Source organism: Marinifilum breve (assembly GCF_003202155.1).
Lineage (GTDB): Bacteria > Bacteroidota > Bacteroidia > Bacteroidales > Marinifilaceae > Marinifilum > Marinifilum breve.
Map to the genome: position 1 here is coordinate 109,457 of NZ_QFLI01000001.1, position 23,678 is coordinate 133,134.

The window sequence follows — 23,678 nt, forward strand, 5'->3', positions numbered from 1 at the left end:
ACATACTTAATGAAGTAAATTATCTATTTTAGAGACTATTTCAGGCAAATTCTCAATCGCATTTTCCATTAGGTTCATCTCCTTAATTTGATCCTCTTTTATCAAATGAAATGGAAACTTCGACAATCGATTATTTTTTAAATAGACATTGCTTATAGATTCAGAATTCAAAATATGCTCCACTCCTTCCGAAATCATATTGTCAGTAAAATCTATCAGCTTCAATTTGCTACATTTGCTAAGAATTTGAGGTATATGAGTAAAAACATTGTTTCCCAGATATAATTTCTGCAAAACTGGAATTTCTGCTATTGCCTGAGGTAATTCTTGGACACGATTATTGCGAATGTCAATACAAACCAAATTCTTTAATCTTGAAATTTCCTCTGGTATATGATCTATTTGGTTTTCCTGAATATCTAAAAACTGTAGGTTCTTTAATTTAAAAATAGCAGAAGGCCACTTCCCTTTTAAATTGCACTTGGCAATATTCAAGTGTGTAACATGCCCAAGATCATTTAGCTGGAAACCCTTGATTAACCACGTCACTTTTCTTACTTGTTTCAAGTTTCGATTAATTTGTTCACTTAATTCCTCAATAATCTTTACATCCTCCATTTACGCTATTCCAATTGATTTCTTAGCTGCAAAATAGTAAAAACTTAATTGGTGAACCAAACAAAATATTCATTCTTAATATATTTTCTGATTTCTTATCCTGTCCTGCATTCTTTTGTATATTTTTGAAGCATCAGAATCTTTAGTATTGAAATGAATATTGAAAGTAGAAGAATGGAAGAAATCAAGGATAGAGTATTACAAGTTTTAACCGATGGCAATTTAGATTATCGACAAAAAAAGCATCTTTTGGCATATATTGCAGAGAGTACTCAGGCTTATCCTGAAATCTCCAAAGAAGCAACAGCGGCCTTAAATGAGAAAATTATTTGTGACTTGTTTGAAGGTAATGCTCCTTATCGCCCTAGGTATGTTCTTCCTGATTATGCTTACGCCTTAAAAAATGGAGTAAATTATCTTGAGCTGGAACCTCCTACCAATTTCGATGAGGCAATTAATTTTCTATCAATACTCTATGTTCAAGTTCCTTCTATTACTGGATATTCAGTTTATCTAGGTAATATCGACACTTTATTGCTTGGTTATGTTGATGATTTATCGGAAGAAGAGATCTACAAAAAGCTAAAACTGTTTTGGCAATTCATAGATCGAACACTTCCTGATGCTTTTGTTCATATCAATATAGGACCTGAGGACAATATAATTGCCAGAGTAATTTTAAGAATTGAAAGAGAATTAAAACAGGTTGTTCCTAATCTTACCTTGAAATACGATCCAGAAATTACTTCTGATGAGCTACTTTTAGAGGCCAGCAAAACAGTTTTTGAAGTGGCTAAGCCTCATATTGCCAATCACAAGATGACTGCTTCTGATTTTAAGGGAGAATATGGTGTAGTGAGTTGCTACAACTCTTTGCCTGTAGGTGGTGGCTCTCATACTCTTATTCGTTTAAATCTTAAAAAGATCACAGATTTACACAGTGGTGATGCTGATAGTTTTATATCAGGCACATTGAAAAAATATTGTGAGATGACACTGGATGTAATCGAAGCGAGAACAAAATATCTTGTAGAAACTGTAAAGTACTACGATAATGATTTTCTGGCCAAAGAAGGAATCATTTCTTTGGATAACTTCTCAGCTATGTTTGGTTTTTATGGACTTGCCGAATGTGTAAACCAATTTATGAAACGCTGTGGTAATGAACTTTGCTATGGAAAAGATGAAGAAGCCAATCAGCTTGCTCATCTTATTTTAGAAGAAATGAAGAAAATTGTAGATGCCAGGGAGCTTCCTTACTGCAAAGCAAGTAATGGCAAAGCTTTTTTTCATGCTCAATCGGGTATCGATATTGACATAGAGGAAACTGCAGGAGCTCGAATTCCAATTGGAAGTGAGCCTGATATCTATTCACATATTAATGCAGTTGCTCCACATCATCACCTGTTTAATGGAGGAATTAGTGATATTTTCCACTTTGATGAAACAGTAAAAAGAAATCGCACAGCAATTGTGGATATTATCAAGGGCGCATTTAGAAAAGGAATGCGAATGTTTACCTTTAATCTATCGAATGGTGAGTTTATTCGTATTACGGGTTATTTGGTAAGAAGAAGCGATTTGCTGGAGTTTAGAGAAGAAGGATCAAGATATGGTAGCGCACTATTTGCAGCTAATTCTATGGACAATGCCAATGTTGACAATCGTGTTTCGAAACGAGTAATTTCCAATGAGCAAGTTGCAGGCAAATATTAGTGGAATCATCAAATCGAGTGTGATTGATGGACCAGGCAATCGCATGGTTATTTTCTTTCAGGAATGTAATTTAAACTGTATGTATTGCCACAATTCCCACACCATAGGATTGTGCAATTTGTGTGGTACTTGTGTTCATACATGTCCCTCCAACAGTTTGAAGATTGATTCTAAAAACAAACGAATCATCCACAATGAAAATAGCTGTACTCGTTGTGATGAATGCCTTAAAGTTTGTCCTGAAAACAGTAGCCCATTTTACAAACAAATGTCGGTTGAGGATATTATTTCTGAAATTCTTGAAGGAAAAGATTTTATTTCGGGAATTACCGTATCTGGTGGGGAAGTAATGCTTCATGCTCCATTTTTAAGCTTATTGTTCCAGGAAATCAGATCAAATTCTGAGCTAAAACATTTATCTATTTTAATTGACTCGAACGGGAATATTGATCAGGAAAAATGGAATTCTCTACTTCCTTATATTGATGGTGTAATGCTTGATATCAAAGCGTATTCTGCAAATACACACAAGAAAATTACAGGATATTCCAATGAGAAGATCTTGAAATCTATCCATTACCTAGACAATAAAAGTAAATTAAAAGAACTTCGTTTTGTTTTGGTTCCTGATTACAATAACCATGAAATGGAAATTAGAGAAATCGCTAAGCTGATGAAATCTGTATCTCCTTCTGTGCAAAAATCTCTAATTAAAATGCGAAAACATGGAATTAGAAAAGAATTTGCTCACCTAATTGAACCCAGAGAAGAGGAAATAGAATATGCGAAAAATATTTTTTCACAAGCAAAGTTGGATATTCTTGTTATATAAGAAAAACAAGCAATTCAATTTTACCACTGATAAATAATCAGGTACAGCAATACTAAAGGAATAATCAATAAAAATCCCAACCAGGCATTCGATTTGTTTTGACAAACCAAACTGTATTTTGGCCTCTCCTCTCCTGTAATTAAATATCGCATATAAAGAATGACAAAACGAATGCTTCCTCCAATAAAACAAAAAATAGGATGCATAATTTTAAAATTTAACTTTGTGTTTGCAAGATAGTATTATAATCATGAAGAGAAACAAATTTAGACAACTTAACCAGAAAGAGATAGAAACATACATCGCAAAACATAAACTGGATGCACAAAGAACAGAATCAGGTTTGCACTATGTAATCGTAAACAAGGGAGAAGGCAAAAGTCCTAATTCTGAGAGCAATGTATCAATTGCTTATATTGGTTACTTGACCAATGGTAATATTTTCGATAAAAGTGAAAATCTGGAAATTAACCTATCGGTAGTTATCGAAGGTTGGAAAGAAGGCTTATCCTATTTTAAAGAAGGTGGAGAAGGTATTCTAATCATCCCATCACATTTGGCCTATGGAAATACTGATTATGGAGCAATTCCTGGAGGATCAGTATTGATCTTTGATATTATACTCAACAAAGTTTTTTAGTACAAAAAAGCCTGACAAAATCAATTGTCAGGCTTTCTATATTTAATCTTCTACGATTATATTCTCTTCATCATATGCTCAATCTCTTTAATTTGAGCTGCTAGCATTTTTTGTTTGTCTAAATTCTTGGCTTCTTGCAAATAATATTTAGACAGTTTTTTATTTCTTCTTGAAAGGTAAATTCCTGACAAATTTAAATTGGCAACTGCTTTATCAGTTTTCATTCTTAGACCGATATTTAAAGCCTTTTTAAACTGTTTTTCAGCCTGATTGTTTTTATGCTCTTGCGAAAAAATCAATCCTGATAAATAGTAATAATATGCCTCCTGACTTTTGATCATTCTTTCGGGATGCTTTACCCCTGCTAATACTTTTCCCGCTGATTCAAACTTATTTTTCCTTAAAAAATAAAAGGCGATTAGGTTTTTCTCATTCTTAAAATGAGTAAGGACAAATAATCCAGATAACAATACTGCCAACACTCCTAATCCGATAAAAGAATTTATGAATAGAAAGATTGAACCCAACAGTAGAATTCCAGCAATAATCAATCTTATAATATTATTCAACATGGTATGTAATTTTTAATTTGCACTACAAAACAAATCATTTTTTGTTAAAAAGCAAGTGTACAAAGCCTCTGTTTTACTATTTAATATTCTTTCTATTTAAACCTAATTTTTCTATTGATTTTACAAGTGTTTGAGTGATAGTTATCCACATATAAATTCTTCAAACAGCTTGTCATGAATATATCGGCATTTTACTATAGGTTATAATTTAGGAATATTTCCATAGTATAACTGGTGTAATAAGATTTACTATATTTACCTGAGTACAATTAGAAGATTTTTCTGCTTCTTTTCAAACTCTTTAATACATGAAAAAAGCCAACAACAAATTTATATACAGCATTGTAATTCCAACTATCATTGCAATCTCGATGTTTGTCATTACATTCTACCTGATCCTGATTCCGCTATTCGAGCGCAGTATGATGGACAGAAAAAAAGAAATGATTTCCGAACTAACCAATGCTGCATGGAGTGTATTATCCGAATACCAAGAGGCTTACCACAATGGGGAAATTAGTCTAGCTGAAGCGCAAGAAAAAGCATCGGAACATGTTGGTAAAATGAGATATGGCAGCGAACAGAAAGATTATTTCTGGATCATTACCAACAGCCCAAAAATGATAATGCACCCCTATCGTCCTGAACTTAACAATACCGACCTTTCCAATTTTTCAGACAATCATGAGAACAAGTTATTTGTTGATGCTGCTAACCTGGTAAAAAAAGAAGGTGAAGGATTCATTCAATATTACTGGCAATGGAAAGACGATGCCTCTAAAATTTCACCAAAATTATCCTATGTAAAGGGATTTTCAGATTGGAATTGGGTAATTGGTACCGGAATATATTTAGATGATGTTGAAATGGAAATCAGTCAGTTAAAAAAGACTTTATTAAAAATATCCTTCACCATTATTCTGTTTATTGGTTTTATCTTATTGTACGTTCTCCGACAAAGCAGGATCATTGAAGAAAAAAGGTTAAAAGCAGAAAAACAACTTCTGTCTTCCATCCAAAAATATAAAAGCCTTGTGAATGCATCTACTGAGGGAACCCTAATGTTGGTGGATGAGAAGGTCGTTTTTGCCAACAATAAATTCACAAAGTTATTCGACAATGAAAGCATTGTAGGTTCTAGCTTCTCAAGCTTATTTAAAATGAGTTGGAGCGATTTAGTAAGCAAAATAGAGAATCCACAGAAAACCTCAACTTTCGAAACAGAACTAGTAAATGCTCAAGCTGGACGCGAAACTGTAGTAATTTCGGTTACACAAATCACATTATCCGGCGAAGTGGGATACATTATTGTTGCCAAAAATGTAACTGAAAAAAAACGTTTAAGGCTGGATGCCAATAAAATATCGGAAGACATTCAGCTTTCTTTGCAATTGATGAATCAACCCATCGACAACCTGATTCAAAAAAATGTATGTTGCCAATTAAATACCAGCATTAAAGAAGCTGCCAAACTAATGACTGATCAAAACTGCAAATTAGTTTGTATTAAAGAAAGAGATCAAATCATTGGAATTATAACTGATACCGATTTAAGAACAAGGGTATTGGCTAATGATAAAAATACTGATGACACCGTAGCTACAATTATGACGGCTCCTGTAATCAGTATCAAACATGATGCTTTACTATATGAAGCCATTTTGCGTTTTAAACAAAGCAAGGTATCGCATTTGTTGATTGAGAATGAATATGGCAATATTATTGGAAATATAAGCAGCAAACAGTGCTTGGAAATGCAGCAAAACTCGCTAACTCATTTAATCAATCAGATTAACGATTGCAACAATGTAGAAAGTATTAAGCGAATTCATAACAAGGTTCCAATACTAATACAAGCAGTTTTTACGAGTTCTGAAAACATCAATAGCGTATCGCGAATCATCACTTCCATTGCCGATACCATTAGTTCCAGAATTATCGAACTTGCAATTCAGGAAGTTGGCCCAGCACCATGTAAGTTTGCCTTTATTACTATGGGTAGCGAAGGTCGCTCTGAACAAACCTTAAAAGCCGACCAGGATAATGCCATTATTTTTGCTAATGACAGTGACGATAACAAATCGTATTTTTTAAGGCTATCTGAAATTATTAATGAAAATTTACATGCTATTGGATATTCGCGATGCAAAGGTGATTTGATGGCAGGAAATCCCGAATGGTGTAACTCAATTGATGTTTGGAAAAACTATTTCTCAAATTGGATTGATAATCCTGATATGCCAAATGTATTGGATAGTTCAATATTTTTAGATTTGAGAAGCATTTATGGTGATAATTCTTTGGTAGATGATCTTTTTGAACATGTATATTCAGAATTGGATCATCATCATGATTTTTACAATCAATTGGCAAAAACCGTTATCGGAGTTAAACCAAGCTTCAACAAAAAAGCCGTCAATATAAAAAAGTTTTTACAACCGATTATAGGTTATTTAAGAATACATGCTTTGCACCATTCTATTCGTGAAACCAATAGCTTATTGCGTCTGAATCAGTTGATGGCTCTGGGTGTTATTTCGGAAAAAAACGCAGAAGAGATAGAGGCCATGTATAACTTTCTGATGCATTTAAGAATGAAATGGCAAGTAAATCTAATACTGGATAACGATTGGCCTGAAAATGAAGTTCTGCTTAAAAACCTAACCGAATTGGATAAAGCTACATTCAAAAGAATAGAAAAAGAAATCGCATCGCTGCAAGATGAATTAAAAACTGCATTTAAAATTTCTGAATACCAGTAAAATCAATCATATCGCAAATGAAATAGACTTTGGATGATACAATGCCAAAGTCTTTTTTTTTAATAACTATATTCAAAATTCCACATATCATTCTGCCGAATTACCTTGCATGGATTTCCAAATGCAATACTATTGGCTGGGATGTCTTTGGTAACCACACTCCCCATGCCTATGAATGAATTATCACCAATCTTCACATTGTTTTTGATAATTGCACCTGAACCGATTTCACAGCCTTTGCCTATCGTTACGTTACCAGATGTTATCACTCCAGGATTAATGTCGGTAAAATCTCCAATCGTATTGTGATGACCTATTTTTGCACCTCGTTTAATACTTACACCAAAACCAATACTGGTTTGTGCACTTATTACGCATTGATGATCAATCAACAATGCTTTATCACACTGACTACTAATACTAATAATGGATGAGTCTGCTACTAAATTGTCGTAATCCTTCTTTTTCAGAATACTCGAAAAGCTCTTGTAAACAGGGTATTTATTCTTTGGACTTGCCAATCCAAATAGCATTGGCAAATTTCTGTTAATATCAGCTTTATCCCCAATCTGAAAAGGAATTTTCATCAAATGATCATTCAGGTTTGCCTGCATTTCTACATTTAGGAAAACCTTTAGATCAATCTCTTTTTCATGATTGTAATAGAGCAAATCATGTATAACACACACCCAATTCGGATCAAAGCCTAGTAACTGATACAAATTCTTTTGCGACTTCATTATTTCTAAATCCAAGTTGTCCAAATTCTTTAGGTGAAAAATACTGTTTATTGTGAATTGCAATTAATGAATGTATTCGCTGTACCAACTCAACATTGCTTGTATGGCGTGATCTGCTTTCATCCCACCAAATGTTATCCTCAATTCCTACTCTAACTCCATACCCCATAGCAATTGCGGCTGCATTCACTTTAAGTTGATCGGCGGCTAAACCGGCTAAACCAACAAAATGGTCATCTGGAATTTCGGACAAGGCCGTACCCATTTGCTGAAAATTAGCTTGAAAACCTGCAATATTTCCAAAGAGTAAATTCCAATAAAATGGCCCTTCTACAATTCCTTTTTTGATTAAATATTTGCCGTAGTTAATCATTCCCAAATCGAAACACTCTAGTTCAGTTCTAACACCAAATTCTTTCATCTTAAGTGCCAAGCGCTGCACCATATCAGGAGCATTCACTGATGCTTGTTTCACAAAATTAAGGCTACTCAAAGTCAGCGAGCACATGTCAGGCTTCAGCTCAATTACCTCTGATCTTTTTTCAAACTCAGGAAAATTCCTTCCTGAAGTACTGCCACAAATAATCAAATCCGGACAATGTTTACGCACTCCTTCAAAAATGTCTCGGTAAACATTTTTTCTGTAAGTTGGCACATCATCCTCTCCACGTGCATGGAGATGAGCAATGGTAATCCCTATGTCATATGCTTCATGGGTTTGTTCAATAATTTCTTGAGGAGAAACCGGCACAAATGGTGTCATATTTTTTGTAGGAACCATTCCAGTTGGGCAGAAATTTATAATAATCTTGTCGTTCTTCATCTATTGTATAGTTAATGGTTACAATTAAATATACAATATTTTTCCTTGTTCGAGCAATTAAACACGAGGCTTTATGTACAGAAAAACAACACTTTAACTATTATTAAACAAGATTTGACTTGTCTACTTTTTAGTATTGGATTTAACTTATAAATGTAAAAAACCTCCTTATCATACAATAAGAAGGTACATATCAACTTTATCTGTTTATAATTTTCTTGTTAAGATCAGATGGTCTCGACAACTATCGGGATTACCATTCCTAAACAATCACCTTCGCGTGTGCCCCGATAGCTATCAGGGTAATAATTATTTACTCATGGACGTTTCATTTATTCAGCTCCAATGGAAATTCGAAATCGAAGAGCTTTTTCCCGAAAATCGTCGAATTCTCCATACTCAATAAACCTGCTTACTCTGCCATTACATTTCTTGCAAGTTCCTTTGATCAGAATATCATTCATATCATTCAAAAAGTTTTCTTTTACATCTACACCTTTTGTACACATTTCTTTGCAATGCACACAATATGTACCCTCCTGAACGATATAATCGTAAGCTGCTTTTTCCTCTTCATCTAAAAGAACATTTAGTTGAAACTGATTGAGCTTAATTTCTTTTAACTTACTCATTATTTAATACTTAGCCTATCCAATATAGTAGTTCTTAAAATTTAATTGTTTAACGAATTTAGGAATATTCTACCTTATGACAAATTATTTTTTTAACGAATTTGAAAAATTCTATATAAATTTTTCTCTGTACCTTAATGGAGTGTATTTTGTGTTTGCTTTAAATGTTCTATTAAAATTTGCCAGGTTAGCAAAACCACTTTTAAAGGCTATATCTGCAATCGAAAGTGACGATTCTGTAAGCAAACGGCAGGCATGTGCAATTCGAAAATCATTTAAATACTGTATGAAAGATTTTCTTGTTATTCTTTTAAAAAACCTACAAAATGCAGCGGGTGTCATGTGTACCATACTGGCAACATCTGATGTGCTTATTTTCTCCTGAAAATGAACGGATACGTATGAGTAGATTGTACTAATTCTATTCTCATCTTTTTGTGAAACATTTGCCTGTACTCCTAAGTTTCCGATTATACGAGAATTACCATCGGTTTCAAGCAATTGAAACACCTGCAGCAAATACACCAATCGATAAATTCCTTCTGACTCTTTAATTTTATACAATAAGTTTTTGACTTGAAGAGCAATCTCTTTTGAAAATTGAATTCCATGTTTAGCGGTATTCAATAACTTCACAAACTGTTTTAATTCCGATAATTTATCAATCTCTCCTCCTAAAACATCATCAGAAAAATGAAGTACCAATACTTCAGCATTCTTTTTTTCCTGTGTTTCCTTATCATGTATATAATAATGAGGTGTATCCTTACCAATTAAAACCAAGTCATCATTGCAGAACCTTTCTAGCTTCCCACCTATAAACCTTTCCCCTGAGGCGTTTACAATACAAGTAAGCTCATACTCCTTGTGATAATGGAAAATCTGCTCTTTGCATGGAGTTATAAATTCACGCACACTAAACGATTGGCTTGCTGGATGATCTATGATTTCTGGGACTGGTGCCATTTGTACATTTTTGACTAAAATTATATAAAATCTACTAATATTATCAAAATTGTACTATTTCCTGCAAAAAAACTATCATTAAAGTTGTTCTTTTTATCGGAACTTTGTAAAAATCAAACTAAAACAAATGATATGATGTCGAAAATCACTTACAAGTCAATTTTGGTGATTATTTGTTTCGCGCTAACTTTTTCTACTTTAAACAGTGTAGCTAAAGAAAAAGCAAATGATCCATACCAGCCCAAGAACTATGTGCAACTAAAGCATCCTGAATGGTCTAAAAATGTTTCTATCTATGAAGTTAATATCAGACAATATACTCCAGAAGGTACTTTTAAGGCCTTTGAGAAACATTTACCAAGATTAAAAGAACTTGGTGTAGATATTTTATGGTTGATGCCTATCCACCCTATTGGGGAAAAGAATAGAAAAGGTAATATAGGTAGTTATTACTCAGTAAAAGATTACTATGCAGTAAACCCTGAATTTGGAAGTTTGGATGAGTTTAAGAGTTTAGTAAATAAGATCCATGATATGGGCATGTATGTTATTATTGACTGGGTTGCCAATCATTCAGCCTGGGATAATCCATTAACTATAGAACACCCTGAATGGTATACCAAAGATTATGATGGAAATTTCCAACCTACTCCATGGTACGATTGGGATGATGTGATTGACTTTGACTACAATCATCCTGGAATTCGTAAATACATGACCGATGTTTTAAAGTATTGGGTAAAAGAAACCAATATTGATGGCTACAGATGTGATGTTGCAGGTTTTATGCCTACTGACTTTTGGGATAATGCCAGAAAAGAGTTAGATGAAATTAAACCGGTATTTATGCTGGCAGAATGGGATTCAAGAGATCTACACAAGCATGCTTTTGATATGAGTTACAGCTGGGAATTACATGCGGCTATGCACGAATTGGTAATGAACAATGGAAAATTCTACCGTTTGTACGAGCACTTTGCACACAATTCGAATACATTCCCACGAAATGCCTATAGAATGAATTTCGTAGATAACCATGACAAAAACTCATGGGAAGGAACTCAATTTAGCATGTTTGGGGAAGCATTGGATGCTTGCATTGTTTTAACCGCTACTGCTGAAGGAATGCCTTTAATTTATAGTGGTCAGGAAGCAGGATTAGACAAACAATTGGCGTTCTTCGAAAAAGATGAAATTGAATGGAAGGATCATTATCTATTTGATTTTTACAAGAGCCTTTTGCATCTGAAGAAAGAAAACAAAGCCCTTTGGAATGGTAAATTTGGTGGCGATATGATTCCTATAGTTAATAATGGCAAAAAAATATTAAGCTTTGCTCGCGAAAAAGATGGAAACAAAGTTGTGGTAGTAATCAACTTTAATGATGAAGAAGCCGAATTCGAAATTAAGAGCAATATTCAAAAAGGAGATTATACCGAACTGTTCAGTAAGCAAAAAGTAAAGCTAACAGGACAGCAAAAAATTAAACTTCCTAAATACGGTTACAAAGTTTATTATTTGTAAGATATGATAAAAAGTGTAGTGTGCCCCACTGCACTTTTTTTATGCCCACTTGCTCAAATCGGACACAAAACTCTTTTTCTTCAAATTATCCTGTTATCTTTGTGTAAAACAATAACACAAAATGAATTTATATCGCCTAATTATACGTCCACTATTAATTCAATTCGATGCTGAGAAAATACACAAGTTTACCTTTTCATGCTTGATTTTCTTCCAAAAAATTACTCTCTTCAGAAAAATCTCTTCCCTATTCTTTTCGAAAAAAGATCCAATATTAGAACGTAAGTTGTTTGGTTTAAGATTTCCAAACCCCGTTGGGCTTGCAGCTGGATTGGATAAAAATGCTGAGGCATTTGATATGCTTGGCAGTATGGGATTTGGCTTTATTGAAATTGGTACACTTACTCCAAAACCACAGGAAGGAAATCCTAAACCTCGCCTTTTCAGGTTTGTAAATGACAAGGCCATTGTGAATAGAATGGGATTTAATAACGATGGTGTTTTGGAAGCTGTAAAACGCTTAAAAAAGAAGAAAACCAATGTAATCATTGGAGGAAATATTGGTAAAAACAAAGTCACACCTAACGAACTTGCCAGCGACGATTATATCAACTGTTTTGAGGCATTGTATCCATACGTTGATTACTTTGTCGTGAATGTAAGTTCTCCTAATACTCCAAACCTTAGGGCATTGCAAGATAAGGAACCATTAAAAGATCTTCTGAATAAATTAATGGGATTAAATAAAATCAAAAAGAAGACCAAAGCCATCCTCTTAAAAATTGCTCCTGATGTAAATGAGGCGCAGTTGGATGATATTATTGAAATCGTTACGGAAACCAGGATTGCTGGAATTGTTGCTACAAACACAACCATTTCCAGAGAAGGATTAAGCTATTCGGATGACGAAATTGAAGCAGTTGGTGCAGGTGGCTTAAGTGGAAACCCTTTAAAGAAAAAATCTACGGAAGTAATACGATACATTCACAAAAAATCGAACGGAAAGATACCAATTATTGGGGTTGGTGGTATCATGACTGTTGAGGATGCTATAGAAAAATTAGATGCTGGAGCTTCATTAGTTCAAATCTACACCGGATTTATATATAATGGTCCTGGACTAATTAAGGATATCAATAAAGCTCTAATCAAAAGAGCCTCAATTTAAACTATTGGAAGAATAACTTAGCTAATTTTCATAAATACTTCCACCTTATATACATTCTCTCATTCTATAGATTTAATGTAAGGAGAAAACGATTATTCTCATGTATTTTTCTTTAGTTTTACCATTAAAACTATTACCAAAACGTGAGATTACAATCGATTTATAAAATAGCACTATTGTGCCTTAGCGTAGCTGTTAACAGTGTTTCTATTGCCCAACAATCCGAACAGGAGGTGATCGACTCTTTAAAGAACATTAATGAACAGCTAAAGAATAATAAAGAACTGGTTGATAATTACAACCGAATTGCCTTGGCCTATGGCGCTATAAATATTGATAGTTCCCTACTCTATAGTGAGAAAGGAAAACTATTGGCAAAAGAATTACAGTACTGGAATGGTTTGGCAACTTCTCATTCCTATTATGCCAGGGCATCAATACAAACTTCTAATTTAAAGGCAGCAATTGAAAACTTTCATATTGCTTTAGACTTGTTTAAACAAGCGAACGATTCTATAAATATATTAGATACATACAGAGGGCTAAGTTATGTAAGTTCTTATGGCAGTAGCCAACTTAAAACCTTAAGCTATAACCTTGAAGCTCTTAAGTATGCAGAATCATTGCGAGATACAGCCAGCTTATCCATATTGTATAACAATATTGGAACCGTGTATAAAAAATTAAACAACTATGAATCCGCTTTAAAGTATTTCAATAAATCTTTGGCAATAGACATTTCTAAAAATATTCCCAGAGACTTGGCCATTGGTTATTCGAATATCGGAATTTTAAAAGTTGAACATCAAAAGCATGAAGATGCGTCTAATGAATACAATACACTCATTCAACTTATCCCTAAAATTGAAAGTAAATACATTAAATCATATCTACATACCTCATTGGCTACTTATCATCTGGCAAAAGACAATCTAGATACATGTCAATATCATATTCAAAAGGCATATGATTATTGTATCAAAAACAATTATCCGCATATTAAAGCCAGGGTTGACAAGAAGCAAGCTGAATTATTACTAAAAAAGAAAGATTATAAGAGGAGCATTAAACTATTCCAAGAAAGTCTGGATTCATACCAGAAACTTGGATTGCAAGAAGAATTTCCAAGCATCTACAAAATGCAGGCAAAGGCTTATTCAAAGCTTGGATTATATTCTAAAGCTTATCATGCCTCAAGAATGGAAAACCAATTTATCGACTCACTACAGAGAAGTAAAGTTAACAGCTTTATGGATGAGTTCGAAGAGCAAAACAGACAGGATGAAATTGAAAGATTTGAATTGGAGCAGGCACTAAAGGATCAGCAAATTGAGAATGCTCAAATTCAAATTAAAAATAGAACCAATATTGCCCTAACAGGAATAAGTTTGCTGATTATAATCATTGGTATTATTATTTTCTATTACCGAAAAACAAATCAAAAGAATCAGCAATTAAGAGAAAGCGAAGATGAATTAAGAAGAATGAATGCTTCAAAAGACAAATTCTTTTCTATCATTTCTCATGATTTAAAAAGCCCGTTTAATGCAATTGTTGGTTTTAGTAATGAGCTATCGGTTAGCTATGATGATTATAATGAAGAGCAACGGAAAAGAATGATTGGTATTATAAAGGAAACATCAGATTCAGCTTTAAATCTGCTTGATAACTTATTGACCTGGGCCAGATCGCAAAGTGGTTTTATTCAATTTACCCCAGAGAAATTACAATTATCTTCTATTGTTCAAGAAAGCATTTCGGCCTATTTAGGTGCGGCTCAAATGAAAAACATAGCTATTAACAATTTTGTTGATGATAATAGCTTCATATATGCCGATAAAGAAACCATTCAGATAGTGATTTCAAACCTGTTTAATAACGCCATAAAATATAATAATGAAAATGGCGAGATAAACATCTCATCAAAATTAATTGATGATGAACTTGAAATTTGCATTGCAGACAATGGCATTGGCATGGATGACAAAATTCAAAAAGCTCTGTTCTATATTGGTACGAATGTGCAACGTCCAGGTACTTCTAATGAAAAAGGTACTGGTCTTGGCCTAATTCTTTGCAAAGAGTTTGTGAATAAAAATGGCGGGCAAATACGTGTGGAAAGTAAAGTGAACAAGGGAAGTTCGTTCTATTTTACTTTACCAATAACCTAATCTTTGGCCTATAATATCTCCTTGATGGTATAGTCCTGTCCTTTAAATGTAAGAGAATCACCTTTACGTTTTCCTTTAAGGGCTTGCACCAAATCGGATTGAAATGAAACGACAAAATAGTTCTGTCCGTTCAATTCCATTTGTCCCAAACCTGCCAAAACGTAAAATGATATGCTGTTGGTAATTACCAATGAGCCTAACTGAACAGTTTCATTAACGATTTCAGGATTAACCCTATCGATAATGCTTTTAAGCTTTTGGTTATTTGTTAATTGTCGCATCACCTTTTCTTGCTCAAGGTGCATCATGGCTCTACCCGTTTCATGCTTATCTCCTGCTGTACTTTTGGTTTCACTCGCAACAGATTCTTTTAATACAGATAGCGATTCATTGTTTGCCTCAATTTTCGATTGAATTAACTCTTGTGCTTTATTGTACAAGTCTACTTTTAGTGTATTTGATGTATTCATTCCTGTAATCGGTTAAGAATTCAAATGTACAAATAAGAAACAGCAATCCCGATTAAGCTTGAAAACTATCATCTGTTTCACCTCAAACTTTAAATCACCCCACGCTATTTTGCGATTTTTTAAAAAATACTTTACTTTTCGGAAAATCTAAACTAGCACTTATTCTCTTATGAATATTCCCTATTTGATCCTTTTTTGCTCAGCCCAAATCATTGGATTGATCCTGATATTGCTACGCAAAAAGTTCAGAACTCTACCCAACTTTATTCTAAAGCTCATATTTATTAATATTATATTCCACTACGTTTACTACTATTTCTTTTACAAAGGATTTATAGCATTAGATTCCAATTGGCCCTACAGCGTAGTTCCTATTGCTACAATGGCTCCAATGGTAGTATACTACTATGTAATGTCGGTATTATATGGAAAACTTAAATTCACCAAAGTAAGTTTATTGCACCTACTGCCATTTGCAATAAACGGAGTCATATTTATCCTGTATCTGAATACCTATTCTTTGAAAAGTACTTACCTGCTAATTGCCAAAAACATACTGGTTTCCCTTTACCTGATTTACCCTTTCTTGATTTTAAAGATGATTGGGAATTTTTACCAAATCAAAGGCATGTCGCTGAGTATATTCAATTACAACAAGAAAAGAACAAGCCTGATTAAATTGCTATGCTTCATGATGAGCTTGCATTTTGTAATTCTGGAAATTAAAACCAACCTACCACTCTTTGTTTCTGGTTCAGAAGCCACCATGGATATCATCAACCTTAGTTTTTTGATGCTTTTAGGTTATGCAATATCTTATGTAATTGTAAGTGAACCCAGAACATTACATTTAAGCACCGAAAAGATAGGATTAGGCGGATTTAAAAAATATGACAAGTCGAAGCTTACTCGAGAATTGGCTGAAAAAAATGTCATCAAAATGAATCAGCTTATGGAAACTGAAAAACCATATCTTGATCCAGAGCTAAACTTATCAAGTTTCTCTCAGCAATGTAATATCTCTTCCCATGAGATTTCAGAAACTATGAATGGATTAATGAATCAAAGTTTTAATGATTACATTAACAATTACAGGGTGGAAGAATTTAAAAGGCTGTCGAAACTGGAAGCTTACAAGAACTACACCATATTGGCATTGGCATTCGAGGCTGGATTTAAATCGAAAGCCACCTTTAATGCAGCTTTTAAAAAATTCACCAATAAAACACCCTCTCAATTCCTGAAAGAACTGGAATAGTTTTCGATTTAAAATGAGGCGATTGATGGTACGATAAAATTGGAATACGTCCGAAATTATTGGTTTTGTCGCTATATCAATGTTTTAGAAGCAGCTTTGAACTGTTACAAAAACATTGACGCTATGAGTAAAAACGAAAATTCATCAAAATTAAATCGAAGAGATTTCTTTAAAATTGGAGGAATAACAGCCGCGGTTGGTGCGGGTGCCTTAACTACTTTACCGCAAAAAACTGCGGCCAAAGAATTGGATAAACGTCTTGTGGATAAAATTGTAACCACACATGATGATTTTCCTGCAGAAGTACGACCTGACTATGTGCCGCCGCGAAATTGGGATCATGTACAAGCCAGATCTTTTTTCGTGAACGAAATACGAGCTATTGGTGAAACTGTAGAGGATGATATTGTTGCAGATGGACAAGCATTTGTTCAGAAAATGAACTTTGCTTACGACAACGATAAAATTGGATACAATCAAGCTGATAAAGCCTTATTAGCTGGCGCATGGGCCATGAATAATTATGCAGCTGGTCCCAGTCCCGCCGCTATTCCTAACTTTGGAGTAAACTCTTGGGAACAGCGTACCGATAAGGTACAATTTGCTCTATTTGATAATGACTATGTAGTAAAAGAGAAATACCAATTCGAAAACAAACAACAAGCGGCCAATCAAATTAAACGAGCAGCAAAACTTTTTGGTGCTGATTTAGTTGGAATTACCAGAAGAGACAAAAGATGGGATTACAGTAAGTTTCTAAATCCTGTTCCTCCTATATTAAGAAAACCTTTGTTAGCCCCTCCAAGCAAGGAGCAATTGGAAGAACTCCACAATTGGGGCCCTGATAAATTTGTGACCGACTGGAGTGACTTCCCTTTCGAGCCAAAAACAGTTATAGTAATGGCTTTTAATATGGATTACGAGGGAATCTCCACTTCTCCTTCCTTTGTAGGTAGTGCCGCTGCAGGAGCTGGCTATTCTGAAATGGCAAAAGTACCTTATCAGTTAGCTGTATATCTTAAAAACCTGGGATTTAATGCTGTATCTGCCGGTAACGATATGGGATTAAGCGTACCATATGCTATCGCTGCAGGTTTGGGAGAAGCATCCAGATTGGGACAAGCCGTAACCTATAAGTATGGTCCTCGTGTTCGACTGGCAAAGGTGTATACCGATTTTGACTTTGTAGAATATGACAAACCAAAATCATTCGGAGTGATGGATTTTTGTAAAAACTGCATGCGCTGTGCCGATGCTTGTCCAACCAAAGCCATCTCCTATGACAAAGAACCATCCTTTGAACCAACTCATGACAACAAAGACAATGCCTGGTACAATCAAAAAGGAGTTAAAAAATATCATGTTGATGCAAAGAAATGTTTCAAACTATGGGGCGAATTAGGCGATGATTGTGGAATGTGTATGGCTTCATGTCCATACAATAAGCCTGATTTTTGGCATCACCGATTGGTAGATAGCATTACAGCAGCAATGCCTGGTCCGGTACACGACTTAATGCGTGAAATGGATGAACTCTTTGGCTATGGTAATGTTGAAGACAAGGAATCCATAAAGAAATTCTACAGTCCTGAAGGCAAAAGCTACGATGGACATTAAAGCAAAATACATTGCTTCATATAGCGATTCATATTTATCACATTAAAAAAATCAAACACATGATATTTACAGGTATAGAAATATTGTTTTTTTCCCTGGGCGTAATCACCACTCTTGCCACGGGACTAATATATTATTACAATCAAAAATTGAAATTTAATATCTCAACATGGATAAGCAGCTGCATTGGTGTATTCTTATTCATATTTGGAATTGCCTGGTCCTTTAGCTCAATACTGGAGGGTGAGCCCAGAGCAGCAAGTATGGGATTAATTGTTTTCGTGATTCCTTCGCTCATTCTGCTTCTTTTATCGAGAAAACTTGCATTAAAAAAAGCGGTAAGCAAATAGTTTTTGTTTCAGGAGATTCGAAGTCATAAACACATATGGCTTCGATCTCCATTTATTAGGGATCAATAAAGTATATGAAAAAATATATCAATTGGATCGCCTGGATCAGTCTGGGCATAGCTTTTTGCTATGGTATTATTTTTACCGATCATTCACATGAACTTGAGCATTTAAAAATACTTGAAGCTGAAAATCTTCAACTAAAAGAAGCTGAGGAAGGTGTATATCACCTCTATAAAAACGGAAATGTATCTGGATATTTAGCAACTGGAACATCTCAAGGTTATGGTGGACCATTGCAGGTAGCAGTTGTAAGCGATACTAATGGTTCCATTATAGGAACAGAGCTAATTAAAAGCTTTGAAACACCTTCATTTGTTGCAAAACTATCCAATAAGAAATACTACAAACAATACCAAAATAGAAATCTGGATGATCGTTTTCAATTAAAAGAGGATGTAGAAGCCGTATCGGGAGCAACGGTGAGTTCATTGGCCATTGCCAATGCTGCGCGTGATGCTTCCTACCAAATTGCTCATAAGGTGTTTCAGATGGAAACTCCGCGAATTGAGAAAAGCTGGAGACTTACTCCAAAAGAAGGAGTTGTTGCATTGATCATCATCATTGCCTTTTTAGCGATCTATTTCAAGAGTAAGAAACTGGTTTACTTTAACCTATTTTTGGGCTTGGTGTTTATAGGCTTTCTTTTTAATGCCTCGCTTTCACTGACTCACTTTGGACGAGTATTATTGGGATACTTTCCGGATATCCATACTCATTTAAGTTGGTGGCTGCTGGTTTCTGCGACCTTAAGTTTGATCATCATTTGGGGTAAAAATGTGTATTGCACAGCCATTTGCCCATTTAGAGCAAGTCAAATGTTATTGCATCAAATATCAGGCATCAATATTAAAATGGATCAATCACTTGCTAAGGCTTTGGCCTTTACTCCAAATTTCCTGATTTGGTTGTCTTTGATCCTGATCTTTATATCACAAAATCCCAGCTTATCGTCCTATGAACCATTTGCAATGCTGTTCTCTTTAAAAGGGGAAGGCATTCAATGGTATATTTTGCCTACAGCACTCATAGGGGCTTTATTCTTTTCGAATTTCTTTTGTCGATTCTTTTGTCCTGTGGGTGGAATTCTAAAATGGGTAATTGCCAGAAGAAATCAAGTTAAACAACTGATTCAAAAACAAAAACAACATGCTTAAAAATATTAAAAAGGAAACATGGGCTGGATTTGCACTTTACGCAATCTGCCTTATATCCATACTTCTATATATGGCAAGTAAGTTTTAATTATATAAACTTGTAGTTGGCGCTTGGGTTTATTAAAAAAACGGTTTTACCACAATTGTAGTAAAACCGTTTTTATTATACTATTAACCTGAATTCAGTTTAAAATATATAGCCCAGAAAAACAGGTTAGAATCTCTTTTACGATAGTTTCTGCAAGCAACAATTCTTGTATTTCTTTCCTGATCCACAAGGACAGGCATCGTTACGATTGACTTTTACCTCTTGCTGTATTGGCGATTGAGCACTTGCAAACATCTGCTCCATATGTTGGTAATGATTCTTCCATTCCGGATCGCGCATTTCGCAGAATGCTACACCTTTTTGAAAATCAGTAATCTTCCCTTCCATTACATCAATGTAATACTGTAATTCGATAGCAGTATGTTTTCCTTCAAACTTAGGCAAGATCTCCTTGAATTTTACAAGCGTATCTTTTCGCATTAAATCCCCCAAGACTCTTACATAGTGATCTACCCAATGGAAATTCTCCTTATCGAGCATGGCATGGATTCTCTCGAAATGATTATCCTCAGCATAGTACAGTGCTTCGAAACAGAAAATGTAAGGAGTTTTGTTTTCTTTCTTGATGTTCTCCTCTATAAAGAATAAGACTTTCTCCAAAAATGCACCTGGAAATGCCTTGGCCAACAATCCAACCAAATAGACGGCTTGCTCGTTCATTACATCCCAGTCTTCCTCGGTAGTAAACATTTCCAATAAAGGTTCGAACAACTCTTCTGATAAATGTTTTTCGGCAACCACTGCATACCACAAAGGTGCGGGCAACATGATCCTGTGTTTTTCTGAATAATAGGCCTTACCACTATAGGCGTTTTTAAGTGCATATACGAGCTTATCATTTAACTCATCACAAGTTTCGTGATTTCTTAAGTAGTCGATTGCTTCGTAAGGAATGCCAGTAACTTTGCTGTCTATTATATCGAATGCTTGTTTTATTGATCGGATCATATCTTTCATGTTTAGCTCGCAAAGATAAATAAAAGTAAAAAGGTAGAATAGTAGAAAAGAAATCTTGCTAGATGTTTTTAAGAATATAATTCGAAGGAGAATTATATAAACAATCAGTTAATTCTTAATTCTCCCCTTCTAGGGGATCCCCCGAAAGCTTTCACGAGCCCAGCAGGGAGAAGGGTGCGTTTGGGCTTAAATTATTCTTTTCTCACCCTTTAGTCTGTCGACAGTTTCCATGAAAGGGAAACACTCAACTTGTTATTGTTATAAAAGATTGTAACTCTATTAAAAAGTCTATGTTCTGGATTATTAAATGTGCCATAGATTGTTCCGTCGCATGATAGCAGAAATCTATTATTAACACCTTCATGTGCGACGGATTTAAACTTACAATTTTAACCCAGGATGGCAGTCGTTATCACGACTTTATCCTGGGCTACAAAGATATATGCCCTACAGGCAATATTTACATGTTCCAATTATTACCGCGTAGCAGTTACATGATTGTAGCGATGTTCTATAGATTCATTTGGTACTCCGTAGGAGTTACACCATCTAATTCACATTTTAAAGATGTGTATAAAGATTAGCTCAAGGAGCTAGACTTTATGCACAAATATTTTCAATTTTTATAGAAGATTGTAATTCTATTAAAAAGTTTATGTGCTGGATTATTAAATGTGTCATAGATTGTTCCATCGCATGATAGCAGAAATCTATTATTAACACCTTCATGTGCGACGGATTTAAACTTACAATTTTAACCCAGGATGGCAGTCGCTATCACGACTTTACCCTAGGCTACAAAGATATATGCCCTACAGGCAATATTTACATGTTCCAATTATTACCGCGTAGCGGTTACATGATTGTAGCGATGTTCTATAGATTCATTTGGTACTCCGTAGGAGTTACACCATCTAATTCACACTTTAAAGATGTGTATAAAGATTGGCTCAAGGAAAGGATTAAGGTGAGGAGATTTAGAGAATATCAACACTTCATTCTATCTTTCTCCTTAATGGAAAATTGCCTGAAAGGCAAATATCATTCAGCCCAGGGCAAGGGAGTGAGAACGACCGCCGCCCTGGGGTAATATCATCGAATTATTATCGTCGCAACTGTGGGTGTTGTTTGAATTAGATACTTTATTGCGACGAAACAAATTGATTTATCATCCTCTAGCCGGATGGGCATATGGAACCACAATAGTAAAAAATCAGCCTGTCTGGTTAAAAAAACGCAGACAGGTTTTTAATGCAATTTTCACTCCACTTGATTACAAAAACCTATCTGATTTCTGTTAATTATTAATTGTTAATTGCACATTGTTAATTGTTTACTATTCACTGATCACTGTAACCAAAGCAGCCATTTCCTTGGCTTTTTCTACCGTCGCCATTACATCGGCATCAGCAGAATTGTATGCAAGGGTAACTCCCATTCTTCGGTACTCGCGGGTTATTGGTTTTCCAAATAATCTAAAGTCTGATTTTGGATATACAGCGATTTTCTCTAATCCCTCGAAATAAGGATTTTCTCCTTCCTGATGAGCAAGAATTACCGAGCTAGCTCCTACTCTTTCCAATGTAATTTCAGGAATTGGCAAGCCCAATACGGCACGACAGTGCAACTCAAACTCCGAGAAGTTTTGTGTTCCTGCCAATGTAACCATACCGGTATCGTGCGGACGCGGAGACAATTCCGAAAATACTACTCCATCTTCACAAATGAAGAATTCTACTCCCCAAATGCCTGCGCCACCTAGCGCTGCTGTTACCTTATCGGCCATTTCCTGAGCTGCCTTTACATCAGCATCAGAGATTAAGGCTGGCTGCCAACTTTGCTGATAATCACCTCGCTCTTGCACATGTCCTATTGGTGGGCAAAATAGCGTAGGACCATCTTGTTGGGTTACGGTTAACAAGGTAATCTCTGAGGTAAATTTCACGAACGCCTCTACAATTACTTCACCTGAATCGCCCCTGCCCTTTGCACCGGCAATTTCCCAGGCTTTTTGAATATCATCTTTACATTTTACTACCGATTGTCCCTTACCCGATGACGACATCAATGGTTTTACCACACAAGGCATTCCCACCTCTTCTACTGCGGTATACATTTCGCCAAGCGATGTTGCATACAGGTATTTTGCAGTTCTTAATCCTAGATCTTTGGCAGCCAAATCGCGAATGGCTCGTCGATCCATGGTAAAGTTTGCAGCTTTGGCACTTGGCACTACCTGAATTCCCTGCTTCTCGTAATCGTAAAATCTCTCGGTACGTATTGCTTCAATTTCCGGTACAATTAGGTCTGGCTGATGCTTTGCCACCACTGCATTAAGTGCAGCTCCATCCAACATGTTGATTACCTCGAAGTGATCTGCCACTTGCATGGCTGGTGCATTTTCGTAACTGTCAACTGCAACTACCTGTTGCCCCAATCGCTGAGCTGCGATTACAAATTCTTTTCCCAGTTCACCCGATCCTAAAAGTAAAATCTTTTTTAGCATAAATGTGTCTTTCTAATTAGATAATGGATA

The 23,678-nt window shown here is 35.1% G+C and carries 21 protein-coding genes; 11 read left to right on the forward strand and 10 right to left on the reverse strand.

Annotated features, from left to right (window positions below; translation table 11 throughout):
- Positions 1–6: 6 nt before the first annotated feature.
- Positions 7–567, reverse strand: a complete 561-nt coding sequence (locus DF185_RS00390) for a leucine-rich repeat domain-containing protein (protein WP_165835900.1) — start codon at positions 565–567, stop codon at positions 7–9.
- Between the two features lie 204 nt (positions 568–771).
- On the opposite strand from DF185_RS00390, the gene DF185_RS00395 reads away from it, so the two are divergent.
- Together DF185_RS00395 and DF185_RS00400 are read left to right on the forward strand one after the other, a co-directional pair.
- Positions 772–2,334 (forward strand): YjjI family glycine radical enzyme, encoded by a 1,563-nt coding sequence (locus DF185_RS00395; protein WP_207784536.1) that lies wholly within the window; start codon positions 772–774, stop codon positions 2,332–2,334.
- Entirely contained in the window at positions 2,309–3,166 is an 858-nt protein-coding gene (locus tag DF185_RS00400; protein WP_110358749.1) for a YjjW family glycine radical enzyme activase, read from the forward strand. Before DF185_RS00395 ends, DF185_RS00400 begins: the two co-directional genes overlap by 26 nt.
- A 20-nt stretch (positions 3,167–3,186) precedes the next feature.
- On the opposite strand, the gene DF185_RS00405 is transcribed toward DF185_RS00400, so the two are convergent.
- Positions 3,187–3,372 (reverse strand): hypothetical protein, encoded by a 186-nt coding sequence (locus DF185_RS00405; protein WP_110358750.1) that lies wholly within the window; start codon positions 3,370–3,372, stop codon positions 3,187–3,189.
- A gap of 44 nt (positions 3,373–3,416) precedes the next feature.
- Here DF185_RS00405 and DF185_RS00410 point away from each other — a divergent pair, with 44 nt between their 5' ends.
- On the forward strand, positions 3,417–3,806 hold the full coding sequence (locus DF185_RS00410; RefSeq protein WP_110358751.1) for an FKBP-type peptidyl-prolyl cis-trans isomerase: 390 nt from the start codon (positions 3,417–3,419) through the stop codon (positions 3,804–3,806).
- A gap of 56 nt (positions 3,807–3,862) precedes the next feature.
- Here DF185_RS00410 and DF185_RS00415 read toward each other — a convergent pair whose 3' ends face one another.
- Complete coding sequence (locus tag DF185_RS00415) at positions 3,863–4,378, reverse strand: DUF2892 domain-containing protein (protein WP_110358752.1); 516 nt, start codon at positions 4,376–4,378, stop codon at positions 3,863–3,865.
- 308 nt (positions 4,379–4,686) lie between these two features.
- Here DF185_RS00415 and DF185_RS00420 point away from each other — a divergent pair, with 308 nt between their 5' ends.
- Complete coding sequence (locus DF185_RS00420) at positions 4,687–7,140, forward strand: DUF294 nucleotidyltransferase-like domain-containing protein (protein ID WP_110358753.1); 2,454 nt, start codon at positions 4,687–4,689, stop codon at positions 7,138–7,140.
- A gap of 59 nt (positions 7,141–7,199) precedes the next feature.
- Here DF185_RS00420 and DF185_RS00425 read toward each other — a convergent pair whose 3' ends face one another.
- From DF185_RS00425 to DF185_RS00440, 4 genes are all read right to left on the reverse strand, one after another.
- Positions 7,200–7,880 (reverse strand): DapH/DapD/GlmU-related protein, encoded by a 681-nt coding sequence (locus DF185_RS00425; RefSeq protein WP_110358754.1) that lies wholly within the window; start codon positions 7,878–7,880, stop codon positions 7,200–7,202.
- Positions 7,840–8,703, reverse strand: coding sequence for a beta-keto acid cleavage family enzyme (locus DF185_RS00430; protein ID WP_110358755.1), 864 nt, complete (start codon positions 8,701–8,703; stop codon positions 7,840–7,842). Before DF185_RS00430 ends, DF185_RS00425 begins: the two co-directional genes overlap by 41 nt.
- A 332-nt stretch (positions 8,704–9,035) precedes the next feature.
- Positions 9,036–9,335, reverse strand: a complete 300-nt coding sequence (locus tag DF185_RS00435) for a hypothetical protein (protein ID WP_110358756.1) — start codon at positions 9,333–9,335, stop codon at positions 9,036–9,038.
- 111 nt (positions 9,336–9,446) lie between these two features.
- On the reverse strand, positions 9,447–10,301 hold the full coding sequence (locus tag DF185_RS00440; protein ID WP_110358757.1) for an AraC family transcriptional regulator: 855 nt from the start codon (positions 10,299–10,301) through the stop codon (positions 9,447–9,449).
- Positions 10,302–10,433: 132 nt separating this feature from the next.
- On the opposite strand from DF185_RS00440, the gene DF185_RS00445 reads away from it, so the two are divergent.
- The 3 genes from DF185_RS00445 (at position 10,434) to DF185_RS00455 (ending at position 15,164) form a co-directional block, all read left to right on the forward strand.
- A complete protein-coding gene (locus DF185_RS00445) occupies positions 10,434–11,825 on the forward strand; it encodes an alpha-amylase family glycosyl hydrolase (protein WP_207784537.1) in 1,392 nt (463 codons plus the stop codon).
- A gap of 121 nt (positions 11,826–11,946) precedes the next feature.
- Positions 11,947–12,993, forward strand: coding sequence for a quinone-dependent dihydroorotate dehydrogenase (locus DF185_RS00450; RefSeq protein ID WP_110358759.1), 1,047 nt, complete (start codon positions 11,947–11,949; stop codon positions 12,991–12,993).
- 143 nt (positions 12,994–13,136) lie between these two features.
- Complete coding sequence (locus DF185_RS00455; protein WP_110358760.1) at positions 13,137–15,164, forward strand: ATP-binding protein; 2,028 nt, start codon at positions 13,137–13,139, stop codon at positions 15,162–15,164.
- Between the two features lie 8 nt (positions 15,165–15,172).
- Here the strand turns inward: DF185_RS00455 and DF185_RS00460 are convergent, their stop codons facing one another.
- Positions 15,173–15,634 carry a 3-oxoacyl-ACP synthase gene (locus tag DF185_RS00460; RefSeq protein WP_110358761.1) on the reverse strand — a complete coding sequence of 154 codons (462 nt, stop codon included), beginning with the start codon at positions 15,632–15,634 and terminating at the stop codon, positions 15,173–15,175.
- A gap of 169 nt (positions 15,635–15,803) precedes the next feature.
- Between DF185_RS00460 and DF185_RS00465 the strand changes: the two genes are divergently transcribed.
- The 4 genes from DF185_RS00465 to DF185_RS00475 all read left to right on the forward strand — a co-directional run bounded on the left by DF185_RS00465 (position 15,804) and on the right by DF185_RS00475 (position 20,076).
- Positions 15,804–16,892, forward strand: a complete 1,089-nt coding sequence (locus tag DF185_RS00465) for a helix-turn-helix domain-containing protein (protein ID WP_110358762.1) — start codon at positions 15,804–15,806, stop codon at positions 16,890–16,892.
- A 123-nt stretch (positions 16,893–17,015) separates the two neighbouring features.
- Entirely contained in the window at positions 17,016–18,509 is a 1,494-nt protein-coding gene (locus tag DF185_RS00470) for a reductive dehalogenase (RefSeq protein ID WP_110358763.1), read from the forward strand.
- 59 nt (positions 18,510–18,568) lie between these two features.
- On the forward strand, positions 18,569–18,859 hold the full coding sequence (locus tag DF185_RS23470; protein ID WP_133249917.1) for a VcrB family reductive dehalogenase putative membrane anchor: 291 nt from the start codon (positions 18,569–18,571) through the stop codon (positions 18,857–18,859).
- 74 nt (positions 18,860–18,933) lie between these two features.
- Positions 18,934–20,076, forward strand: a complete 1,143-nt coding sequence (locus tag DF185_RS00475; RefSeq protein WP_110358764.1) for an FMN-binding protein — start codon at positions 18,934–18,936, stop codon at positions 20,074–20,076.
- 226 nt (positions 20,077–20,302) lie between these two features.
- On the opposite strand, the gene DF185_RS24100 is transcribed toward DF185_RS00475, so the two are convergent.
- Both DF185_RS24100 and purT read right to left on the reverse strand, forming a co-directional pair.
- Positions 20,303–21,133 (reverse strand): YecA family protein, encoded by an 831-nt coding sequence (locus tag DF185_RS24100; RefSeq protein ID WP_317046825.1) that lies wholly within the window; start codon positions 21,131–21,133, stop codon positions 20,303–20,305.
- Positions 21,134–22,478: 1,345 nt separating this feature from the next.
- The gene (gene purT / locus DF185_RS00490; RefSeq protein ID WP_110358766.1) at positions 22,479–23,648 is read right to left on the reverse strand and encodes a formate-dependent phosphoribosylglycinamide formyltransferase; all 1,170 of its coding nucleotides are present in this window, start codon (positions 23,646–23,648) and stop codon (positions 22,479–22,481) included.
- Between the last annotated feature and the right edge of the window lie 30 nt (positions 23,649–23,678).

Coding starts and splice junctions, on each gene's coding strand:
- DF185_RS00395 (WP_207784536.1), top strand. CDS start 772: ATGAATATTGAAAGTAGAAGAATGGAAGAAATCAAGGATAGAGTATTA.
- DF185_RS00400 (WP_110358749.1), top strand. CDS start 2,309: ATGAGCAAGTTGCAGGCAAATATTAGTGGAATCATCAAATCGAGTGTG.
- DF185_RS00405 (WP_110358750.1), bottom strand. CDS start 3,372: ATGCATCCTATTTTTTGTTTTATTGGAGGAAGCATTCGTTTTGTCATT.
- DF185_RS00410 (WP_110358751.1), top strand. CDS start 3,417: ATGAAGAGAAACAAATTTAGACAACTTAACCAGAAAGAGATAGAAACA.
- DF185_RS00415 (WP_110358752.1), bottom strand. CDS start 4,378: ATGTTGAATAATATTATAAGATTGATTATTGCTGGAATTCTACTGTTG.
- DF185_RS00420 (WP_110358753.1), top strand. CDS start 4,687: ATGAAAAAAGCCAACAACAAATTTATATACAGCATTGTAATTCCAACT.
- DF185_RS00425 (WP_110358754.1), bottom strand. CDS start 7,880: ATGAAGTCGCAAAAGAATTTGTATCAGTTACTAGGCTTTGATCCGAAT.
- DF185_RS00430 (WP_110358755.1), bottom strand. CDS start 8,703: ATGAAGAACGACAAGATTATTATAAATTTCTGCCCAACTGGAATGGTT.
- DF185_RS00435 (WP_110358756.1), bottom strand. CDS start 9,335: ATGAGTAAGTTAAAAGAAATTAAGCTCAATCAGTTTCAACTAAATGTT.
- DF185_RS00440 (WP_110358757.1), bottom strand. CDS start 10,301: ATGGCACCAGTCCCAGAAATCATAGATCATCCAGCAAGCCAATCGTTT.
- DF185_RS00445 (WP_207784537.1), top strand. CDS start 10,434: ATGATGTCGAAAATCACTTACAAGTCAATTTTGGTGATTATTTGTTTC.
- DF185_RS00450 (WP_110358759.1), top strand. CDS start 11,947: ATGAATTTATATCGCCTAATTATACGTCCACTATTAATTCAATTCGAT.
- DF185_RS00460 (WP_110358761.1), bottom strand. CDS start 15,634: ATGAATACATCAAATACACTAAAAGTAGACTTGTACAATAAAGCACAA.
- DF185_RS00465 (WP_110358762.1), top strand. CDS start 15,804: ATGAATATTCCCTATTTGATCCTTTTTTGCTCAGCCCAAATCATTGGA.
- DF185_RS00470 (WP_110358763.1), top strand. CDS start 17,016: ATGAGTAAAAACGAAAATTCATCAAAATTAAATCGAAGAGATTTCTTT.
- DF185_RS23470 (WP_133249917.1), top strand. CDS start 18,569: ATGATATTTACAGGTATAGAAATATTGTTTTTTTCCCTGGGCGTAATC.
- DF185_RS00475 (WP_110358764.1), top strand. CDS start 18,934: ATGAAAAAATATATCAATTGGATCGCCTGGATCAGTCTGGGCATAGCT.
- DF185_RS24100 (WP_317046825.1), bottom strand. CDS start 21,133: ATGATCCGATCAATAAAACAAGCATTCGATATAATAGACAGCAAAGTT.
- purT (WP_110358766.1), bottom strand. CDS start 23,648: ATGCTAAAAAAGATTTTACTTTTAGGATCGGGTGAACTGGGAAAAGAA.